We start from the raw sequence: 14,998 nt of genomic DNA on the forward strand, positions 1-14,998 counted from the left end.
AACGTCAAGCTTTTGGGAACTGCGAAATTCCGTAAAGTATGAAAGATTACATACTTTAGGAGGATATAATGGAAATCAAAGAGACGAAATTTGAATATGGGAAAAAGAATCATTATACAAAACTATTAATAGGTTTTGTAATAGCGTGTGCTCTATTTGTTGCTCTAATTGGATATGGGGCTTATTGGGCATTTTATGATATGAATAGATTACCTACAGGAGAGTACCTCACCCAAGCAACTTCACCTGATGGAAAATACACTGTAAAAGCTTATGTTACAAACGGCGGTGCTACAACATCCTATGCTGTACGAGGAGAGTTAGTATTTAATGAAAAAGGATATAAAACAAAAAATATTTATTGGAATTATCGTGAAGAAACTGCTAGCATTCAATGGTTAGGTAACGACAAAGTAATGATTAATGGTCATACACTTAATGTTCCTAAAGAAAAATTTGATTTTAGACATCAATAATACTGGGTGTGATTCAAGGCGTTTCATAAAGGAGGAGGGACGCTTTTTATGTTGTTGCTACAAAAAATGGTGCAGGTAAGTTTAAAAAGAAAGAAATATTTATATTAAAAATATTTGAAGTTATATTTCTAAATACTTATAGTATAAAAAAGAATTATTTAAGAAGGACTATGTCGGAAAGATTATTTATTATATAAGCATGTATTGGGAGTAACAAATTTTATACTCTAGCTAATAGCACGTTGATTCAATAAATATTGTACCAAAACTTGGAGAGGGGTTTCCTTAATGACAAATAGTAGCAAAAATCCTAAGGTTGATGAATTTCTAAGTAAAGCTACAAAGTGGAAAGATGAATACGAAAAGTTAAGAAATATCGTTCTTGACTGTGAACTGACAGAGGAATTTAAGTGGATGCATCCCTGTTATACGTTTAAGAATAAAAACATCGTTTTAATACATGGTTTTAAAGAATATTGTGCTCTTCTGTTTCACAAAGGTGCCTTGTTACAGGATACCCACGGGATACTAATTCAACAAACAGAGAATGTACAGGCTGCGCGGCAGATTCGCTTCACCAATGTTCAAGAAATTGTTGAATTGGAACCTATCTTGAAATCCTATATTTATAAAGCTATAGAAGTTGAGAAAGCTGGATTGGATGTAAACTATAAAAAGGATACAGAATACATCATTCCAGAAGAATTTCAAATTAGATTGGATGAAAATCCTGCTTTGAAAATAGCTTTTGAAGCATTAACTCCGGGTCGGCAAAGAGCATATATTTTTCATTTTTCTCAACCTAAACAATCAAAAACTCGTGCGTCAAGGGTTGAAAAATGCATCCCAAAAATTCTTAATGGAAAGGGATTAAATGATTGCACATGTGGACTTTCTAAAAAAATGCCTAACTGTGATGGCTCCCACAAGTACATTCGATAAGAACTTATGATTCAAGTGACAGGTTAGTTGAACAAGAAGAAAAATTACATAAGAGGGTGACTCAAAAATCTTTTTTTAGATATTTTTATACTATATAAATAAATTAAAAGTCTGCTCGCTTTCCACGGGTTGGCATGAGCCGGCACCCTTATCAAGAAGGATTCTCACAGACTTTTATTTTACTTTAATATCAAAAAGTAGCATTAGATTAATTTTCTAATACTACTTTTTCTTGTTTTGTAATTTAAGAGAATTCTTTTAAGAGACAAGTTTTAGGCCAACTGCAGCACCTAATACCATTCCTATAAAAACAAGTCTTCGCCAGTCTTTCGATTCACCATAAAGCAACATCCCTAAAATTGCTCCACCAGAAGCACCAATCCCCGTCCAGATTGCATAAGCTGTTCCCATAGGAAGTGCTTCCATTGAATAAGCAAGGAATATAAAACTTAATCCAAATCCTACAATTAACAAAACTAAAGATTGCCAATTACGATCTTTATGCAATTTATTAATCATAGTAACACCAAACATTTCACATAGACCTGCTAATATTAAAGAAATCCATGCCATTAAGATTCATCCCCTTCCTGAACTTTATCCTTTGTAACTAATTTCAAGCCAATGACTCCTGCTAATAAAACTAAAATTAAGACTATTTTTTCCAACTTAAAAGGTTCATCAAAGAGTAGAATTTCAGAAAAAACAGTTCCAGCTGTTCCCAATCCAACAAAAACTGCATAGACAGTGCCTACAGGAAGTTTTTTTCCTGCCATTATCATTACGTAAAAGCTAATGATGATAGCAATAATAGTTCCTGTCCATTCAAAAAAATTATTAGCGTGCTTTAATCCAATTACCCATAGAACTTCAAAAAAAGCAGCAACGAATACTTTCATCCAGTCTGTATTCATTTGTACATCACCTCCAAATTTATAATTCACAAAAAATAAAAAAGCCTGAGAGAAAACTGTAAAAACAGTTCCTCCCAGGCTTTTATCCTTCCGTGGCACAGCAAGCTGTGAGTTTTCTCTCGGACCAGTCCAACACTTATAGTTGCGGAACCCTAGAAAACTTTTAACTTATGAAATTACCTTGAATTATACACAAATTTAAATTTAAGTCAAGGTTAGAAAATGTATATTGATCTTGCTAAGTTAATTACAACCCATTTTAAAATTAAAGCCTTATTTCCTAGCTTTTCACATAAATAATTTTATTTATAAACGATTCTACGTAAAGTGACTAAAAGGCAAGATTGTGATTGTCTTATGAAAAGAAAGGAACAGAGGGCTATATTAAAATTTTAATACATATCTTTATTGTTGTGTTTTGTTGCAAATGCAACAAAAATAAGTTAAATTTAATACATCTTTTTTGCATTTACAACAAAAGTGGGGATAGGGCAGAAGAAGAAAATTCTTTATGTGAAATTAGTATGCTGGCAAGAGTGGTTGGGTAATGATAAAAAAATGTATAGCCTATTTATAAATAGGGTAAATGATTATTCGAAAATCATTGGATTAATGAAATTTTTCGAAAGAGAAATAGAACAATTATTTTACCTCTTCAATGAACATGAAAAAGAAACAAACTAGGAACTTGTAAAAAAGAAACAAGGCAAATTAATAAAAAAAGGAGCTGTAAATTAAAATGACTATAAAAATTCAAAAGTGCAACGAGGAAGATTTAAAAACACTTCAGGAAATAAGCATAGAAACATTCAACGATACATTTAAAGATCAGAATTCACCTGAAAATATGAATGCGTATTTAGAAAGAGCCTTTAATTTAAAGCAATTAGAAAAAGAACTATCTAATATATCTTCGCAATTCTTTTTTGTTTATTTTCATGATGAGGTCGCTGGTTATTTAAAGGTCAATACAAATGAAGCTCAGTCAGAAGTGATGGGTGATGGGGCACTTGAAATCGAGAGAATTTATATAAAGAAAAAATATCAAAAACATGGACTTGGTAAAGTCCTTCTAAATAAAGCTATTGAAATTGCAATGGAAAGTAATAAAGAGAAAATATGGCTAGGCGTTTGGGAAAAAAATGAAAATGCTATTGCCTTTTATAAGAAAATAGGATTTGTTCAAACTGGAACCCATTCTTTTTATATGGGGAATGAAGAACAAATTGATTTTATAATGACCAAAACTCTTAAATAGCCTTTTTTCGATGTTGGATTATTCAGGAAATTTAGGCTCAAATAAATTAAGTCAAGGTCAGAAAACTATGCAGAAATTTGAACTCTCAACAAATAGCACAATTCTGAGATTTATTTCTTAGAAAAGATACTCATAAGAGGTTCTTTTTTAGCCCTATATGTTTTACATGGTGTTGTAAGTTACAAAACTACATTTCTTTTAAATTATAAAAATTTTATAAAGGTAATATTGCCAAATAAATAGAAATAAAGAACGTATTGTTATAGTTTTAACTAGCAAGCTAGCCACTTCAATAATAAATATTTTAATTTTGAAACTTTTACCAATTTAATCCGTCAACCTTTATATCCATTATTAAACTTTCGGGAATTAGGGGATAAAATCGCTTTTCTAAATTTATCTACCTTTCTGTTGAAATTAAAGATTTGATTTTCCGATCTAGAATGAAGAAAAAACTAAAAGGGGCGATTAAATATGTTTGGTTTACTCAATCTTGGCAGCTTCATGCTTGGACTAGTTGCTTGGATACTTCCTATTGTTAATCTCTTGAAATATAAAAATAATGACAATAGGAATTGGATAATGCTTTCCATATTAAGCTTTAGTGCTTGTGCCATTGCGCTAGGTTTCCAAGTTTTCTATATTAATCATAAAGTAAATGTTGAAGATTGGACTGCCCTTATGGATACAATGGAGGCAGTGGCGTTCGCATCAGCAGTTCTTCTTATTTTTACCTTCGTATTAAATGCAATCACTCTAATTGTATATCGTATCCGAACAGCTAAATAGAAAAATATATAGTAGCTTGTATGGCGGGAAAATTTTGAATACTCGGGAAAAGGGTTGTTTTAACAATGAATATTAGACAATTTTGTTCATTAAAGGCTAGGTATAGATTGAGATGACATTTGAAAATGTAGTTTATCCTGCATTTTTAAAGAGAGAAGAAGAAGGATTCGGTATTCATTTCCCAACATTGCTCCCAAAATACGGGTGGGAGTTTTCCTTATGCTCAGGACCCACTAAAATAAAAGCAATTCAAAATGCAGAAAAGGCCTTAGCTTATTTGTTAGCTGGTACTCTTTATGATAATGAAGATTTACCAAGTCAGGCACCCATTCCTTCTGAACAGGTAACGGAAGAGATGGAACTTATTTCGATTAAAACATCTTATAGTGATTATGCGAAGGAAATTGAGGAGCATTTACTTGGATTTCATTGGCATATCTATTTTAACTGGGATGAGAATAGTAATTTTCAAGCTGTTGCATATAAAAAAGCAAGGATTTTGGGATGTAAAGATAGATGGTGATTTACCAGTTAAAATAGAGCAGAAGAAGCTGTTCCAACTTTGTCCTACATATCCTGTAGTTTGTTACAGTTCGACGTCGAGCTGAGGCTGAAGAATTGTTCGATAGTTTTGTACTAAGATTAGAAGAGTTATAAATAAATTACTATAGAGTTTAATAAACCACATATAAGGAGAGAAATACAAATGAACCTAACTATCATTAAGAGTGTTAGAACTAATAACTTTAATGATAACAATATCATGCATAAGATTACCGAAATGTGGAAAGACGCATCAAGTCTTTTAAATAATAAAGATGAAGTTACTTATGGTCTGTATTATGATTACGAAAATAATTATAAAGGCGATTATTCCTTAGGAGTAGCTATAGAAGGCAGTGACAACGGATCTTCAATTAATATTCTGAATAGTAATAAATATCAAATTTTTAAAGTGGATACATCTGATGAGAATGGAATATTTAATACTTGGAAAGAAATATGGAGCTGTGAAGAGAAAGGGATTTTGGAGAGAGCTTACTCTTTTGATTTTGAAAAATATTACCCTAATGGTCAAATTGAGATTCACATTGCGATTAAATAGTTTTAGATGCTTTATGTAATACTGAGCAGATTAATTATAAAGTGTAAAAGGTTATGTAACTACTATAAAGTGAAAGGTTGAAAGGGGGATGGTTATGGTTTATGTTGCTCTTCTTCGAGGAATTAATGTCGGCGGAAACAATAAAATTGACATGAAGCTGCTTAAACAAACGTTTGAACAAGCTGGAATGAACGATGTGGTGACATACATTAATACAGGTAATATTATTTTTTCGTACAATGGACGGTCAAGGCCCGAACTATCACGTATTTTGGAAGAGGCAATACATAGGGACTTTGAATTGCAAATTAAAGTAGTAGTTCTAAGTATCGATGATGTTAGACAAATTATTAACGCTATTCCTGATACATGGAAAAATGATAAAGACATGTCAAGTGATGTTATGTTTTTATGGGATGAGATTGATGATGAATCTGTACTTGTAAATTTAGTCATTAAACCAAATATTGATACGGTTAAATATGTTCCTGGTGCAATTCTTTGGTCGGTTGCTAAGGAAAATGTAACTAAAAGCGGAAAGTCAAAAATTATTGGATCAAAGATATACAAACAAGTGACGGTAAGAAATGTCAACACCGCTCGTAAGATATATGAACTGATGGAGGCTCAAAACAGTTAATTCGCCATAGATAGTTATAAAATTGATTCTTTGTTTTGAAATTTTTGGGGGTGTTACTTTGTGGGATAAATAAAGTTTCTTCAAAAAAATTAATTACTTTCTCAATATTTGCACTGATAATATTTGCTGTGGCGACTTACTATATTTTATTCTTTAAACCAAAAAATTCATTAGAATTGTACCAAGTTATTTCATTTGCCAAAGATTATAATGATGTACAAAATCTAATGTTAGAAGGATATGAAGATAATTTTAGTAAAGAAGATTTTGAATATATAAATAGGATAGACACACAAGCAAATAGTATAAGTCAATTTACACTATTTGAATATGATGAAAAAACTTATTTAGTTATGACCTCCCCCGGTACTGAAAAGCTAAAAGTACTTGCGGTTGAAGAACTACCAGAGGATGTTAGAAAATATTTTCTTGAATTAACAAAATAACTATCAAGAGATACTATTACAAAAAGTTTTGCACGATTTTCACAAAAACTTATTGCCCTCCCAGTCGCAAACTTGATTTACACCCTCTCGACCAAAGTTTTATTTAAACTTTTAACCAATTTAGATATAGTCAAGTCGTTTTCAAAAAAGGGGTGCTATATATGGAAAAGTATAAATGGTCAACTTATTTATGGAAATTGCTCTGGGTTGTCGGATTGATTATTTTATCATTAATAATTTTAAATTTTGAGAATCAAGTCCGAAATTTTGTGGACGCAACATTGTATTTTAGTCTAATTTTTTGGTTCAATTTAATTTCTTCGATTTTATTTGGAATCTATATTTCTCTTATTTTCGTAAAAACATGGTCACTAAATATAAATACAACTTTATTATGGGGTGTATCCATTCCTTGTATATTAATTTCATTTTTTTACCCTATAATGCTTACTTTAGGAAAAGCAGGGGTTCCTAATTGGATTATACAAATCTCTACTTCAGAAGTGTTGGGCATTGTTTCAGGAATGACATTAATATTAAGTTTTTTTAGTAACCAATCAAAAATTGGAAATTAATAAAAAGCTTTGTATTTTGGCTAATAGTTTTTATCTTCTCATTAGATATAAGAGAATCAGAATTGAACATGCATATCTCCATCATTGATGTAAATGATGGAGAATATGTAAAACAATTAGTTAAGAACGTTGATTTTATGGTAGATGTAATAAAAAAGAAAATGCAGTTTCTTTATTGTCCCTCCTCATTACTTAAATTCAGATACTAAAACGTTGGGACTGGGATAAAAGGGGAATGACCCATAAAGTTAGAGTTTTTATTATGCAGCTGATTGGCTGGTTTGAGTTCGAAATTGTACTGGACTCAAACCGGCTAATTTTTTTCAGCCGTCAACGGAAAGAGGGACCTTCTGCTCGGTGCACCTGTCGTGATGCTTTGATACAGAAAAAAATTGCTCTGTAGCAAAAGACGGAGCTAACAAATTTATTTGCGACGATAGGTAAGCGACAGGAGCAGCTACACCCACCGACTACGTTCCAATCAATACATTTCCTTTGAATAATTTAAATGCAAATTCATGTCGTTAATTTATAAGGTCATTGGTGAAAAATGCCTCTTGCCCCGTCTTCTCTACATTAACCATACTTTCTGCAATTATTTTGAAATCTTTTTCACATATCTCTAAATGGCCAAATCGAAAAGAGTAACCCCAATACTTTACACTTTTAATAAAAGAAAGTTTTGAAATTAATGGATGAATTAATATTTCTTCGCAAGGAATAAAATCTATATTTCTTCGATAAGGCAAGAAATTACTTCGCATATCTACCTGGTAAACATTATCATCTATAACTTTTCCGATAGCAGTAAATTTTTGATGAGGTATACTTTCTTTGTAATCGACCTTTGGAGAGTAATAAATAATCCAATCACCAGTATTCATCTTTTTTAAAGGAGCCTGTTTGCCATGACAAAGTTGGGCAAACCCACTTTGGACGGCATTCATTACATGGTCTCGTGAAGCAACACCAATCCAATACCTTTTATTTTGCATCAAAGTCAACACCCACAACTATCAGACACTTCTACATCCTGTGAAGAATCTGAAACAGGAAAGTTCATTTCTTTCCATGCTGCAATTCCCCCTGTTAATTCCTTCACTTTATATCCATGTTCTAATAAAAGCTTTGCAACCTTGGCAGCGGTGTTACACCAGACATCCCAACAGTAAACAATAATTACCTTATCCTTTGGGATTTCATTTAAGCGGTTTGGTAGCTCAAGTTGAGGTATAACATGGGCATCCTTAATAGTTATACTTCTTACATTAATCGGGCCGTTTCTTACATCAATCAAAAAGTATTTATCTGGCTCCATTTGTGACAATTTCAAATAATCCATAGGGCTAATTGTTGCTTCCAAACGTGCATTAAAATAATCAAGAGTATTAAACATTTTGTTACCTCCATTTTTATAGTGAATTCCAAACTTTAATAAGCATTTCCTTTAGCAATTGCCTTTCCTGCTGATTTAGGGGAGCTAAAACTTCTAATTCGGTATTGTTTAAAAATTCCCAACGCGAATCCAATACATTATTTCCTTTTGGTGTTATCAAAAGGCTATAGGATCTTCTGTCATTAGGATTCCTTGTCCTCTCAACAAACCCTAAAGATTCTAAATGGTCGATATGACTTACCATTGTTGTTCGATCAATTTGTAGGTTTTCAGAAATATCTTTTTGTGATGAGTAAGGATTTCCTTTAATAAATAAAAGAACCCCATACTGTCTAGCGTTGATATTAAAAGGGACAAGTCCTTCAGCAAACTTAGTTTCCATTTGCTGAAGAACCTTTCCAAGCAAAAAGCCATAGGATTGATTCCATTTGTCCATTAAATTATTCACCTCAGCATATAATCAGTAAAATATATAATCAGTTTAACTGATTAATTTATAAAATTCAACTCATTTTATTTTTATTAAAACAGACTAATTCGTTCAGCCCAAATAGGCTACTTTGACAGTCTTTTCTTATTGAAAAAACAATGATAAGGATAGTAAACAAAATTTTATCATCATGTATAAGGTGCAGAACTATAAGATCAAGCTACCACAATTTTTTTAGTCAATATCATACAAGAGGTGATATAAAAAGTGTGTTAATCTATTTATCAGAAGACTGAAAGGGGAATCTTTACATGAAACAGGAGGAAAGGAAAGTTTGCTTTGACTATGATTTGCAAATCGAGGCCTATCGTTTTTATGGAATCATGCAAAAGTTTCCGAACCACTTTCATGAATATTATGTCATTGGCTTTATCGAGAGTGGACAAAGAAAATTGTCGTGTAAAAATAAAAATTACGTCATTAATAGTGGTGATCTTATCTTTTTTAACCCATTTGATAATCATGCTTGTGAACAAATTGATAATAAAACATTAGATTATCGATGCTTGAACATAAAACCAGAGATTATGCGAAAAGTAGTAAAAGAGATTACAGGAAGAGACTATCTTCCTTACTTTACGAATCCTGTTGCATTTCGTAGTGAGCATGCTCAATTGCTGCAGCATCTCCATCAAATGATTATGGATGAGCTATTAGATTTTGAGAAAGAAGAGACGTTTTATTTTTTAATGGAACAATTAATTGAAGAATATTGTGAAATAGTGACAGATAATAAATTGGATAAAGTTGAGCAGAAAATCGCAAAGATTTGTAATTTTATAGAAATGCATTATGCAGAGCCTATTTCTCTTGATAATTTAGTGGGAATTTGTGATATGAATAAATACACCTTGTTACGTTCATTTGCACGAAAGCGTGGAATTACTCCTTATCGTTACTTGCAAACAGTACGTATTAATGAAGCTAAGAAGCTATTGGAGCTAGGAATGAAACCGTTGGAAGTGGCTATGCAAACTGGTTTTGTGGATCAAAGTCACTTTAGTAATTGCTTTAAGGACTGCATTGGATTAACTCCTGGACAATACCGAAATATTTACATAGATGAAATAAAATAAGCTGCTTTTAGTGGAAAGGAAAGAGAATGGAAATCAAAATGAACACGGGACATATTTCAGCCCTTATTACCATTATCATTTGGGGAACAACATTTATCTCTACAAAAATTTTATTAATTGATTTTACTCCTATTGAAATATTATTTTTCCGTTTCGTCATAGGAATTATTGCTTTAAGTATTATATATCCATACCGACTAAAGGTAATGGATAGAAAACACCATTTATATTTTGCTGCCGCAGGGATATGTGGAGTAACACTTTATTACCTGCTGGAAAACATTGCCTTAACTTTTACTATGGCTTCCAATGTAGGTGTGATCAGTGCGATAGTCCCGTTTTTTACAGCTATCCTTACTTACTTTTATTTAAAAAACGAACCGTTACGAATTAATTTTTTTATTGGTTTTGTAGTAGCGTTAACAGGAATATTTCTTATCAGCTTTAATGGAACTATTAATTTCAAAGTAAATCCATTAGGCGATTTGCTCGCTATCGCTGCAACACTTGTATGGGCAATCTATTCTGTTATTTCAAAGAAAATTAGTAGTTTTGGTTATCATACGATCCAAGCCACTAGACAAGTGTTTTTCTATGGTATTTTATTTATGATTCCTACTCTATTTTTATTTGATTTTAAACTTGGATTTGAACGCTTAGCAAATCCAGTCAACTTGTTTAATATGTTTTTCTTAGGGCTAGGTGCATCTGCACTATGCTTTGTAACATGGAATTTTGCTATAAAAAAATTAGGTGCTATTAAAACAAGTATTTATATCTATCTCGTTCCTGTAATAACAGTCATCACTGCCATGATTGTGCTGCACGAGCCTTTAACTTGGATGGCAATTTTAGGTACATTTCTTACTTTAACTGGCCTTTTCATTTCAGAAACTAAAATGATTACTAAGAAAAAAGAGAAACAAGTAAATAGTTTACAAGAGTAATACAATTAAGAAAATCATTGTATAAAAGGATCAGCAGCTTCTTGTACTGCCAAGTCGTTTAGTACATTAAATAAGCATACCAGTGAGTTAGTCCAAGCAGGGTTAACTCACTTTTTTGTTGCAAATTCGGAGAATTATTAGAACAATGTTTTGTCTTCAATAGTATAGGGGGCAATTACTTTATTTTCATAAGATGATAAAACGATATTAGTTGAAGGTGAACCGTATTGCATTGAATTATCAATAAATTGTTCTAAGGTTTCTACAGAATGTGTTGCTAACTTCACAATATAGCTTATTTCCCCAGCTACTCGGTAGCATTCGAGTACATCTGGATGGTTATGGCAAAACTTAGCTAACCCTTTACAATCCTTTGATTCAAACAATACTATCGCGCTAATTGGACGGTTGATTTTTTTCAGTGAGATGTGTGCGTGATAACCTTCAATAATTTTTTGCTCCTCTAATTTGCGTACTCGCTCGATAACGGAAGGAGAAGTTAAGTGAACAGCTTCTGCCAAGTCTTTCATTGAAATTTTTGCATTTTCTTGTAGTATTCTAACGATATGTTCATCAATTTTATCCATAAATTATTCTCCCTTTTTTTATAAGATAGAATAACGTAAATACTTAATCAATTAAAGGTAAATATAGAAATATCCTTATCAAATTTATATAAGAGTTGTTTTTATTTTTATAAAATATGGATATATATAGGGAGGCGATTTGGAATATGAAAAAGGTATTATTACTATTGGCTGATGGCTTCGAAGCAGTAGAAGCTAGTGTATTTACAGATGTTCTAGGTTGGAATAAATGGGAGGGAGATGGCTCTACCGAGGTTGTAACAGTTGGTCTCCGAAATAAATTAACTTGTACATGGAATTTTACTATCATCCCTGAAAAAACGATTAATGAAATTCAATTAGATGAATTTGATGCACTCGCTATTCCAGGAGGATTTGAAGAAGCTGGCTTTTACAAGGATGCATACAGTCAAGAATTTTCAAATGTTATCCAACACTTTTATACTAAGCAAAAGCCCATTGCAAGCATCTGTGTGGCATCATTAGCACTTGGGAAAAGCGGAATTCTTACAGGGAAAAGAGCCACTACATACAATCATCCAACGAGCAAACGCAAGGAGCAACTAAAGAACTTCGGTGCAGTAGTACAAAATGAATTAATCGTTCAAGAGGGAAATATTATTACATCTTCCAATCCAGGTACAGCTTTTGATGTCGCATTTTTATTACTTGAGAAACTAACATCTAAAGAGAATACAGAACATGTAAAAGAACTTATGGGATTTTCCACAACAAAGACTAAATAACAATGAAACAATTTACGGATAATGAATACTTTTTATAAAATATAAGGGATTTCTGAAGTCTGAATTTCATCATTAGGCAATAGTCTTAAATGGTATTAAACATAGGGCAATGCTTAATAGTTGGCATCGAATTTTTATTCAACAAATGAAGTAAATTAGTAGAAACAAGCGAAAAATTAATCGTTAAAAGTTAAAGCATTTCTTTGTCATAAGGAATGCTTTTTTCCTGTCTGAAAATAAAAGAGCAATTCTTTATCAATAATAAAATTATTAAATTCGATATATATTTATTGTAAAACGATAAATTTTGTTTTATTATCAAGGTGAAAATAAATTGTTAAGTGAGGAGCTTTTTATGAAACAAGTTACGACACTCTTTTTAAAGATTGCTGTTATTTTTATTGGAATCCCAGTTCTTGCTTTATGCATATTTTTGGTGCCTGAGTTAGGAAATATTTCAGTAAAATTGCTGCCGGAGTTAGCCTTTATAAAATACATCGTTTTCATTATTTTTTATGGATCGGCTATACCCTTTTACTTTGCTTTGTACCAAGCATTTAAGCTTTTAAACTATATTGATAAGAATAATGCCTTCTCGCAAATATCAGTAGAAGCTTTGAAGAAAATCAAATACTGTGCCATTACAATCAGCGGCTTGCACGTTCTAGCTTTACCATTATTCTATCTATTTGCAGATAAAGACGATGCCCCAGGTGTTATTTTTGTCGGATTAGTTGTTCCTTTTGCTTCATTGGGTATAGCAGTCTTTGCTGCTGTTCTCCAAAGACTTTTACAAGAAGCTATTAATATAAAATCTGAAAATGATTTAACGGTCTGAGGTGAAAACAATGGCAATTATAATCAATATTGATGTCATGCTGGCTAAACGAAAAATGAGCGTTACAGAACTTTCTGATAGAGTTGGAATAACGATGGCAAACCTTTCTATTTTGAAAAATGGCAAGGCTAAAGCGATTCGTTTTTCAACTTTAGAGGCAATTTGCAAGGCTTTAGACTGTCAACCTGGGGATATTTTAGAGTACAGAGATGATGAAGACAGTCAAAATAAATGATTTGGGGATATTTTATTAAAATGTAAATAAATAATAAAGGGGAGCTGCTTATGGAGTTGACCATTCAAAAATCAAGGTTCATGAGAGCACTAAAACAACTCGTTCATTTTGGTTGGGAACAAGCTTTATCATGTTTATTTCCTGTCGTTATTTTTGCCTCATTGGCCTTAACACAAATTATGCCGCTTCCCCTGTTGCCAAGGTACGACTGGTTGCTTATCATCTTTCTTTTAATGCAGTGGTGGATGGTGCGTTCTGGGCTCGAAACAAAGGATGAATTAAAGGTTATCACATTGTTCCACCTTATTGGACTTGTACTTGAAATTTTTAAGGTGCATATGGGTTCCTGGTCTTATCCAGAGGAAGGATATTTCAAAATTTTGGGGGTACCTTTATATAGCGGGTTTATGTATGCAAGTGTTGCAAGTTATCTTTGCCAGGCTTGGAGGAGGTTAAAGGTTGAACTGATTAAATGGCCGCCTTTTTTGGTGGTTGTATCTCTTGCAGCTGCTATTTATTTGAATTTCTTTACCCATCATTATTGGATTGACATTCGTTGGTGGTTAAGTGGACTTGTTATTATCGTCTTTTGGCAATCATGGGTCTCATATGAGGTAAATGGAACTCGGTACCGTATGCCACTTGCACTTTCGTTTGTGCTTATTGGATTTTTTATTTGGATAGCCGAAAATATCGCTACGTTTTTTGGTGCTTGGCAATATCCAAACCAAACCGATGCTTGGAGTCTCGTTCATCTAGGAAAGGTAAGTTCATGGCTTTTATTAGTGATAGTGAGCTTTCTTATAGTAGCAACGTTAAAACTGATTAAGGGGAAAAACTCCACCGGGATAGATACTAGTCACTTTTAAACTAAATACAATAGCAAAATAGTGTATTCAGCGGTTTATAAAAAATGTTATTTTAAACTATATTATTGCCTTCTTTGGGTATATTACAATAAGAGGTGATAAATAGTGAATAAGAAAAAAGAACATAACGAAGAAAGAATAAATGTGGAATTGGGTGGAATGGGACTCTATGGGACAACCTCCAATACAGAAATAGCTGGTTATAAGGCTTCTGGAGACATTGAAAATGCGGGAAGATTAGATAAAGGCTTTCAAAAAATTGAAGATGATGATATTACTCCAACAGCTTCAATAAAAGAGGGAGATCAAAAGGGATATTAACCCTTTGTTCCCCAGTGAATTTTTTAGAGCTTTCCTTTTTAGTGGGAAAGCTCCTTTTATTTAAGCAAGTTATATTTGAAGAAAATGTAGCTTAGAATAAAGTTTTGATTATAAACACCTCACAAACAATATTCTAAGGTAAATTTAAAAAACTCCCTTTTAAAGAAGATTGATAAAAGGTGGTCTTTTTAGCAGATTTAAGTATGACTTTTATAAAAAGGTTTGATAATTTTCTTCCTATATTGTTCAATAATTGCACCCGATTGTTAAATATGGAAAGTGTGAAAAATTTAAAATTGGTACACTAATTTTTTTACTAAAGAAAGTTAGTCCAAAAAGAAATACAGA

Annotated in this window: 23 protein-coding genes and 1 riboswitch; of the genes, 17 read left to right on the forward strand and 6 right to left on the reverse strand. The window is 32.2% G+C overall.

Annotation, left to right across the window (positions count from 1 at the left end):
- Positions 1–68 precede the first annotated feature (68 nt).
- Both MKY04_RS05110 and MKY04_RS05115 read left to right on the forward strand, forming a co-directional pair.
- The gene (locus tag MKY04_RS05110; protein ID WP_126295229.1) at positions 69–476 is read left to right on the forward strand and encodes a DUF5412 domain-containing protein; all 408 of its coding nucleotides are present in this window, start codon (positions 69–71) and stop codon (positions 474–476) included.
- A gap of 288 nt (positions 477–764) precedes the next feature.
- Complete coding sequence (locus MKY04_RS05115) at positions 765–1,418, forward strand: DUF1801 domain-containing protein (protein ID WP_126295228.1); 654 nt, start codon at positions 765–767, stop codon at positions 1,416–1,418.
- Between the two features lie 258 nt (positions 1,419–1,676).
- On the opposite strand, the gene MKY04_RS05120 is transcribed toward MKY04_RS05115, so the two are convergent.
- Both MKY04_RS05120 and MKY04_RS05125 read right to left on the reverse strand, forming a co-directional pair.
- The gene (locus tag MKY04_RS05120; protein WP_126295227.1) at positions 1,677–1,991 is read right to left on the reverse strand and encodes a DMT family transporter; all 315 of its coding nucleotides are present in this window, start codon (positions 1,989–1,991) and stop codon (positions 1,677–1,679) included.
- Positions 1,991–2,332 carry a DMT family transporter gene (locus MKY04_RS05125; RefSeq protein ID WP_126295226.1) on the reverse strand — a complete coding sequence of 114 codons (342 nt, stop codon included), beginning with the start codon at positions 2,330–2,332 and terminating at the stop codon, positions 1,991–1,993. Before MKY04_RS05125 ends, MKY04_RS05120 begins: the two co-directional genes overlap by 1 nt.
- A 69-nt stretch (positions 2,333–2,401) precedes the next feature.
- Positions 2,402–2,499: riboswitch (guanidine-I (ykkC/yxkD leader) on the reverse strand.
- Between the two features lie 572 nt (positions 2,500–3,071).
- Between MKY04_RS05125 and MKY04_RS05130 the strand changes: the two genes are divergently transcribed.
- The 8 genes from MKY04_RS05130 (at position 3,072) to MKY04_RS05165 (ending at position 7,354) form a co-directional block, all read left to right on the forward strand.
- The gene (locus MKY04_RS05130) at positions 3,072–3,590 is read left to right on the forward strand and encodes a GNAT family N-acetyltransferase (protein WP_346235462.1); all 519 of its coding nucleotides are present in this window, start codon (positions 3,072–3,074) and stop codon (positions 3,588–3,590) included.
- Between the two features lie 474 nt (positions 3,591–4,064).
- Positions 4,065–4,379 (forward strand): hypothetical protein, encoded by a 315-nt coding sequence (locus MKY04_RS05135; protein ID WP_346235463.1) that lies wholly within the window; start codon positions 4,065–4,067, stop codon positions 4,377–4,379.
- 112 nt (positions 4,380–4,491) lie between these two features.
- Positions 4,492–4,902, forward strand: a complete 411-nt coding sequence (locus tag MKY04_RS05140) for a hypothetical protein (protein WP_346235464.1) — start codon at positions 4,492–4,494, stop codon at positions 4,900–4,902.
- A gap of 183 nt (positions 4,903–5,085) precedes the next feature.
- On the forward strand, positions 5,086–5,484 hold the full coding sequence (locus MKY04_RS05145) for a GyrI-like domain-containing protein (protein WP_346235465.1): 399 nt from the start codon (positions 5,086–5,088) through the stop codon (positions 5,482–5,484).
- A 94-nt stretch (positions 5,485–5,578) separates the two neighbouring features.
- Entirely contained in the window at positions 5,579–6,124 is a 546-nt protein-coding gene (locus MKY04_RS05150; RefSeq protein WP_346235466.1) for a DUF1697 domain-containing protein, read from the forward strand.
- Between the two features lie 35 nt (positions 6,125–6,159).
- A complete protein-coding gene (locus MKY04_RS05155; protein WP_346235467.1) occupies positions 6,160–6,570 on the forward strand; it encodes a hypothetical protein in 411 nt (136 codons plus the stop codon).
- Positions 6,571–6,731: 161 nt separating this feature from the next.
- Entirely contained in the window at positions 6,732–7,145 is a 414-nt protein-coding gene (locus MKY04_RS05160) for a hypothetical protein (protein WP_346235468.1), read from the forward strand.
- Positions 7,146–7,207: 62 nt separating this feature from the next.
- Positions 7,208–7,354: a hypothetical protein gene (locus tag MKY04_RS05165; RefSeq protein WP_346235469.1), complete on the forward strand. Its 147-nt coding sequence runs from the start codon at positions 7,208–7,210 to the stop codon at positions 7,352–7,354.
- 315 nt (positions 7,355–7,669) lie between these two features.
- On the opposite strand, the gene MKY04_RS05170 is transcribed toward MKY04_RS05165, so the two are convergent.
- From MKY04_RS05170 to MKY04_RS05180, 3 genes are read right to left on the reverse strand one after another with little or no spacing between them, the layout of a single operon-like run.
- Positions 7,670–8,140: an EVE domain-containing protein gene (locus tag MKY04_RS05170; RefSeq protein WP_346235470.1), complete on the reverse strand. Its 471-nt coding sequence runs from the start codon at positions 8,138–8,140 to the stop codon at positions 7,670–7,672.
- A gap of 5 nt (positions 8,141–8,145) precedes the next feature.
- Positions 8,146–8,541, reverse strand: a complete 396-nt coding sequence (locus MKY04_RS05175) for a rhodanese-like domain-containing protein (RefSeq protein WP_346235471.1) — start codon at positions 8,539–8,541, stop codon at positions 8,146–8,148.
- A gap of 16 nt (positions 8,542–8,557) precedes the next feature.
- Entirely contained in the window at positions 8,558–8,977 is a 420-nt protein-coding gene (locus MKY04_RS05180) for a MarR family transcriptional regulator (RefSeq protein ID WP_346235472.1), read from the reverse strand.
- 305 nt (positions 8,978–9,282) lie between these two features.
- Between MKY04_RS05180 and MKY04_RS05185 the strand changes: the two genes are divergently transcribed.
- Both MKY04_RS05185 and MKY04_RS05190 read left to right on the forward strand, forming a co-directional pair.
- On the forward strand, positions 9,283–10,107 hold the full coding sequence (locus tag MKY04_RS05185) for an AraC family transcriptional regulator (protein WP_346235473.1): 825 nt from the start codon (positions 9,283–9,285) through the stop codon (positions 10,105–10,107).
- Positions 10,108–10,133: 26 nt separating this feature from the next.
- On the forward strand, positions 10,134–11,054 hold the full coding sequence (locus MKY04_RS05190; protein WP_346235474.1) for a DMT family transporter: 921 nt from the start codon (positions 10,134–10,136) through the stop codon (positions 11,052–11,054).
- A gap of 137 nt (positions 11,055–11,191) precedes the next feature.
- Here the strand turns inward: MKY04_RS05190 and MKY04_RS05195 are convergent, their stop codons facing one another.
- A complete protein-coding gene (locus MKY04_RS05195; protein ID WP_126296319.1) occupies positions 11,192–11,641 on the reverse strand; it encodes an Lrp/AsnC family transcriptional regulator in 450 nt (149 codons plus the stop codon).
- Between the two features lie 146 nt (positions 11,642–11,787).
- Here MKY04_RS05195 and MKY04_RS05200 point away from each other — a divergent pair, with 146 nt between their 5' ends.
- The 5 genes from MKY04_RS05200 to MKY04_RS05220 all read left to right on the forward strand — a co-directional run bounded on the left by MKY04_RS05200 (position 11,788) and on the right by MKY04_RS05220 (position 14,650).
- Entirely contained in the window at positions 11,788–12,387 is a 600-nt protein-coding gene (locus MKY04_RS05200; RefSeq protein WP_126296320.1) for a DJ-1/PfpI family protein, read from the forward strand.
- 355 nt (positions 12,388–12,742) lie between these two features.
- Positions 12,743–13,225 carry a DUF2975 domain-containing protein gene (locus tag MKY04_RS05205; protein WP_346235475.1) on the forward strand — a complete coding sequence of 161 codons (483 nt, stop codon included), beginning with the start codon at positions 12,743–12,745 and terminating at the stop codon, positions 13,223–13,225.
- Between the two features lie 10 nt (positions 13,226–13,235).
- Positions 13,236–13,460: a helix-turn-helix domain-containing protein gene (locus MKY04_RS05210; RefSeq protein ID WP_126296322.1), complete on the forward strand. Its 225-nt coding sequence runs from the start codon at positions 13,236–13,238 to the stop codon at positions 13,458–13,460.
- A gap of 80 nt (positions 13,461–13,540) precedes the next feature.
- Entirely contained in the window at positions 13,541–14,329 is a 789-nt protein-coding gene (locus MKY04_RS05215) for a DUF817 domain-containing protein (RefSeq protein ID WP_346235871.1), read from the forward strand.
- A gap of 105 nt (positions 14,330–14,434) precedes the next feature.
- On the forward strand, positions 14,435–14,650 hold the full coding sequence (locus MKY04_RS05220; protein ID WP_346235476.1) for a hypothetical protein: 216 nt from the start codon (positions 14,435–14,437) through the stop codon (positions 14,648–14,650).
- Positions 14,651–14,998 lie beyond the last annotated feature (348 nt).

This window comes from Lysinibacillus telephonicus (genome assembly GCF_039654155.1).
Lineage (GTDB): Bacteria > Bacillota > Bacilli > Bacillales_A > Planococcaceae > Ureibacillus > Ureibacillus telephonicus.

What these genes read in the sequence shown, in the direction of transcription:
- MKY04_RS05110 (WP_126295229.1), top strand. Translation starts at nt 69, where the DNA reads ATGGAAATCAAAGAGACGAAATTTGAATATGGGAAAAAGAATCATTAT.
- MKY04_RS05115 (WP_126295228.1), top strand. Translation starts at nt 765, where the DNA reads ATGACAAATAGTAGCAAAAATCCTAAGGTTGATGAATTTCTAAGTAAA.
- MKY04_RS05120 (WP_126295227.1), bottom strand. Translation starts at nt 1,991, where the DNA reads ATGGCATGGATTTCTTTAATATTAGCAGGTCTATGTGAAATGTTTGGT.
- MKY04_RS05125 (WP_126295226.1), bottom strand. Translation starts at nt 2,332, where the DNA reads ATGAATACAGACTGGATGAAAGTATTCGTTGCTGCTTTTTTTGAAGTT.
- MKY04_RS05130 (WP_346235462.1), top strand. Translation starts at nt 3,072, where the DNA reads ATGACTATAAAAATTCAAAAGTGCAACGAGGAAGATTTAAAAACACTT.
- MKY04_RS05135 (WP_346235463.1), top strand. Translation starts at nt 4,065, where the DNA reads ATGTTTGGTTTACTCAATCTTGGCAGCTTCATGCTTGGACTAGTTGCT.
- MKY04_RS05140 (WP_346235464.1), top strand. Translation starts at nt 4,492, where the DNA reads ATGACATTTGAAAATGTAGTTTATCCTGCATTTTTAAAGAGAGAAGAA.
- MKY04_RS05145 (WP_346235465.1), top strand. Translation starts at nt 5,086, where the DNA reads ATGAACCTAACTATCATTAAGAGTGTTAGAACTAATAACTTTAATGAT.
- MKY04_RS05150 (WP_346235466.1), top strand. Translation starts at nt 5,579, where the DNA reads ATGGTTTATGTTGCTCTTCTTCGAGGAATTAATGTCGGCGGAAACAAT.
- MKY04_RS05160 (WP_346235468.1), top strand. Translation starts at nt 6,732, where the DNA reads ATGGAAAAGTATAAATGGTCAACTTATTTATGGAAATTGCTCTGGGTT.
- MKY04_RS05170 (WP_346235470.1), bottom strand. Translation starts at nt 8,140, where the DNA reads ATGCAAAATAAAAGGTATTGGATTGGTGTTGCTTCACGAGACCATGTA.
- MKY04_RS05175 (WP_346235471.1), bottom strand. Translation starts at nt 8,541, where the DNA reads ATGTTTAATACTCTTGATTATTTTAATGCACGTTTGGAAGCAACAATT.
- MKY04_RS05180 (WP_346235472.1), bottom strand. Translation starts at nt 8,977, where the DNA reads ATGGACAAATGGAATCAATCCTATGGCTTTTTGCTTGGAAAGGTTCTT.
- MKY04_RS05185 (WP_346235473.1), top strand. Translation starts at nt 9,283, where the DNA reads ATGAAACAGGAGGAAAGGAAAGTTTGCTTTGACTATGATTTGCAAATC.
- MKY04_RS05190 (WP_346235474.1), top strand. Translation starts at nt 10,134, where the DNA reads ATGGAAATCAAAATGAACACGGGACATATTTCAGCCCTTATTACCATT.
- MKY04_RS05195 (WP_126296319.1), bottom strand. Translation starts at nt 11,641, where the DNA reads ATGGATAAAATTGATGAACATATCGTTAGAATACTACAAGAAAATGCA.
- MKY04_RS05200 (WP_126296320.1), top strand. Translation starts at nt 11,788, where the DNA reads ATGAAAAAGGTATTATTACTATTGGCTGATGGCTTCGAAGCAGTAGAA.
- MKY04_RS05205 (WP_346235475.1), top strand. Translation starts at nt 12,743, where the DNA reads ATGAAACAAGTTACGACACTCTTTTTAAAGATTGCTGTTATTTTTATT.
- MKY04_RS05210 (WP_126296322.1), top strand. Translation starts at nt 13,236, where the DNA reads ATGGCAATTATAATCAATATTGATGTCATGCTGGCTAAACGAAAAATG.
- MKY04_RS05215 (WP_346235871.1), top strand. Translation starts at nt 13,541, where the DNA reads ATGAGAGCACTAAAACAACTCGTTCATTTTGGTTGGGAACAAGCTTTA.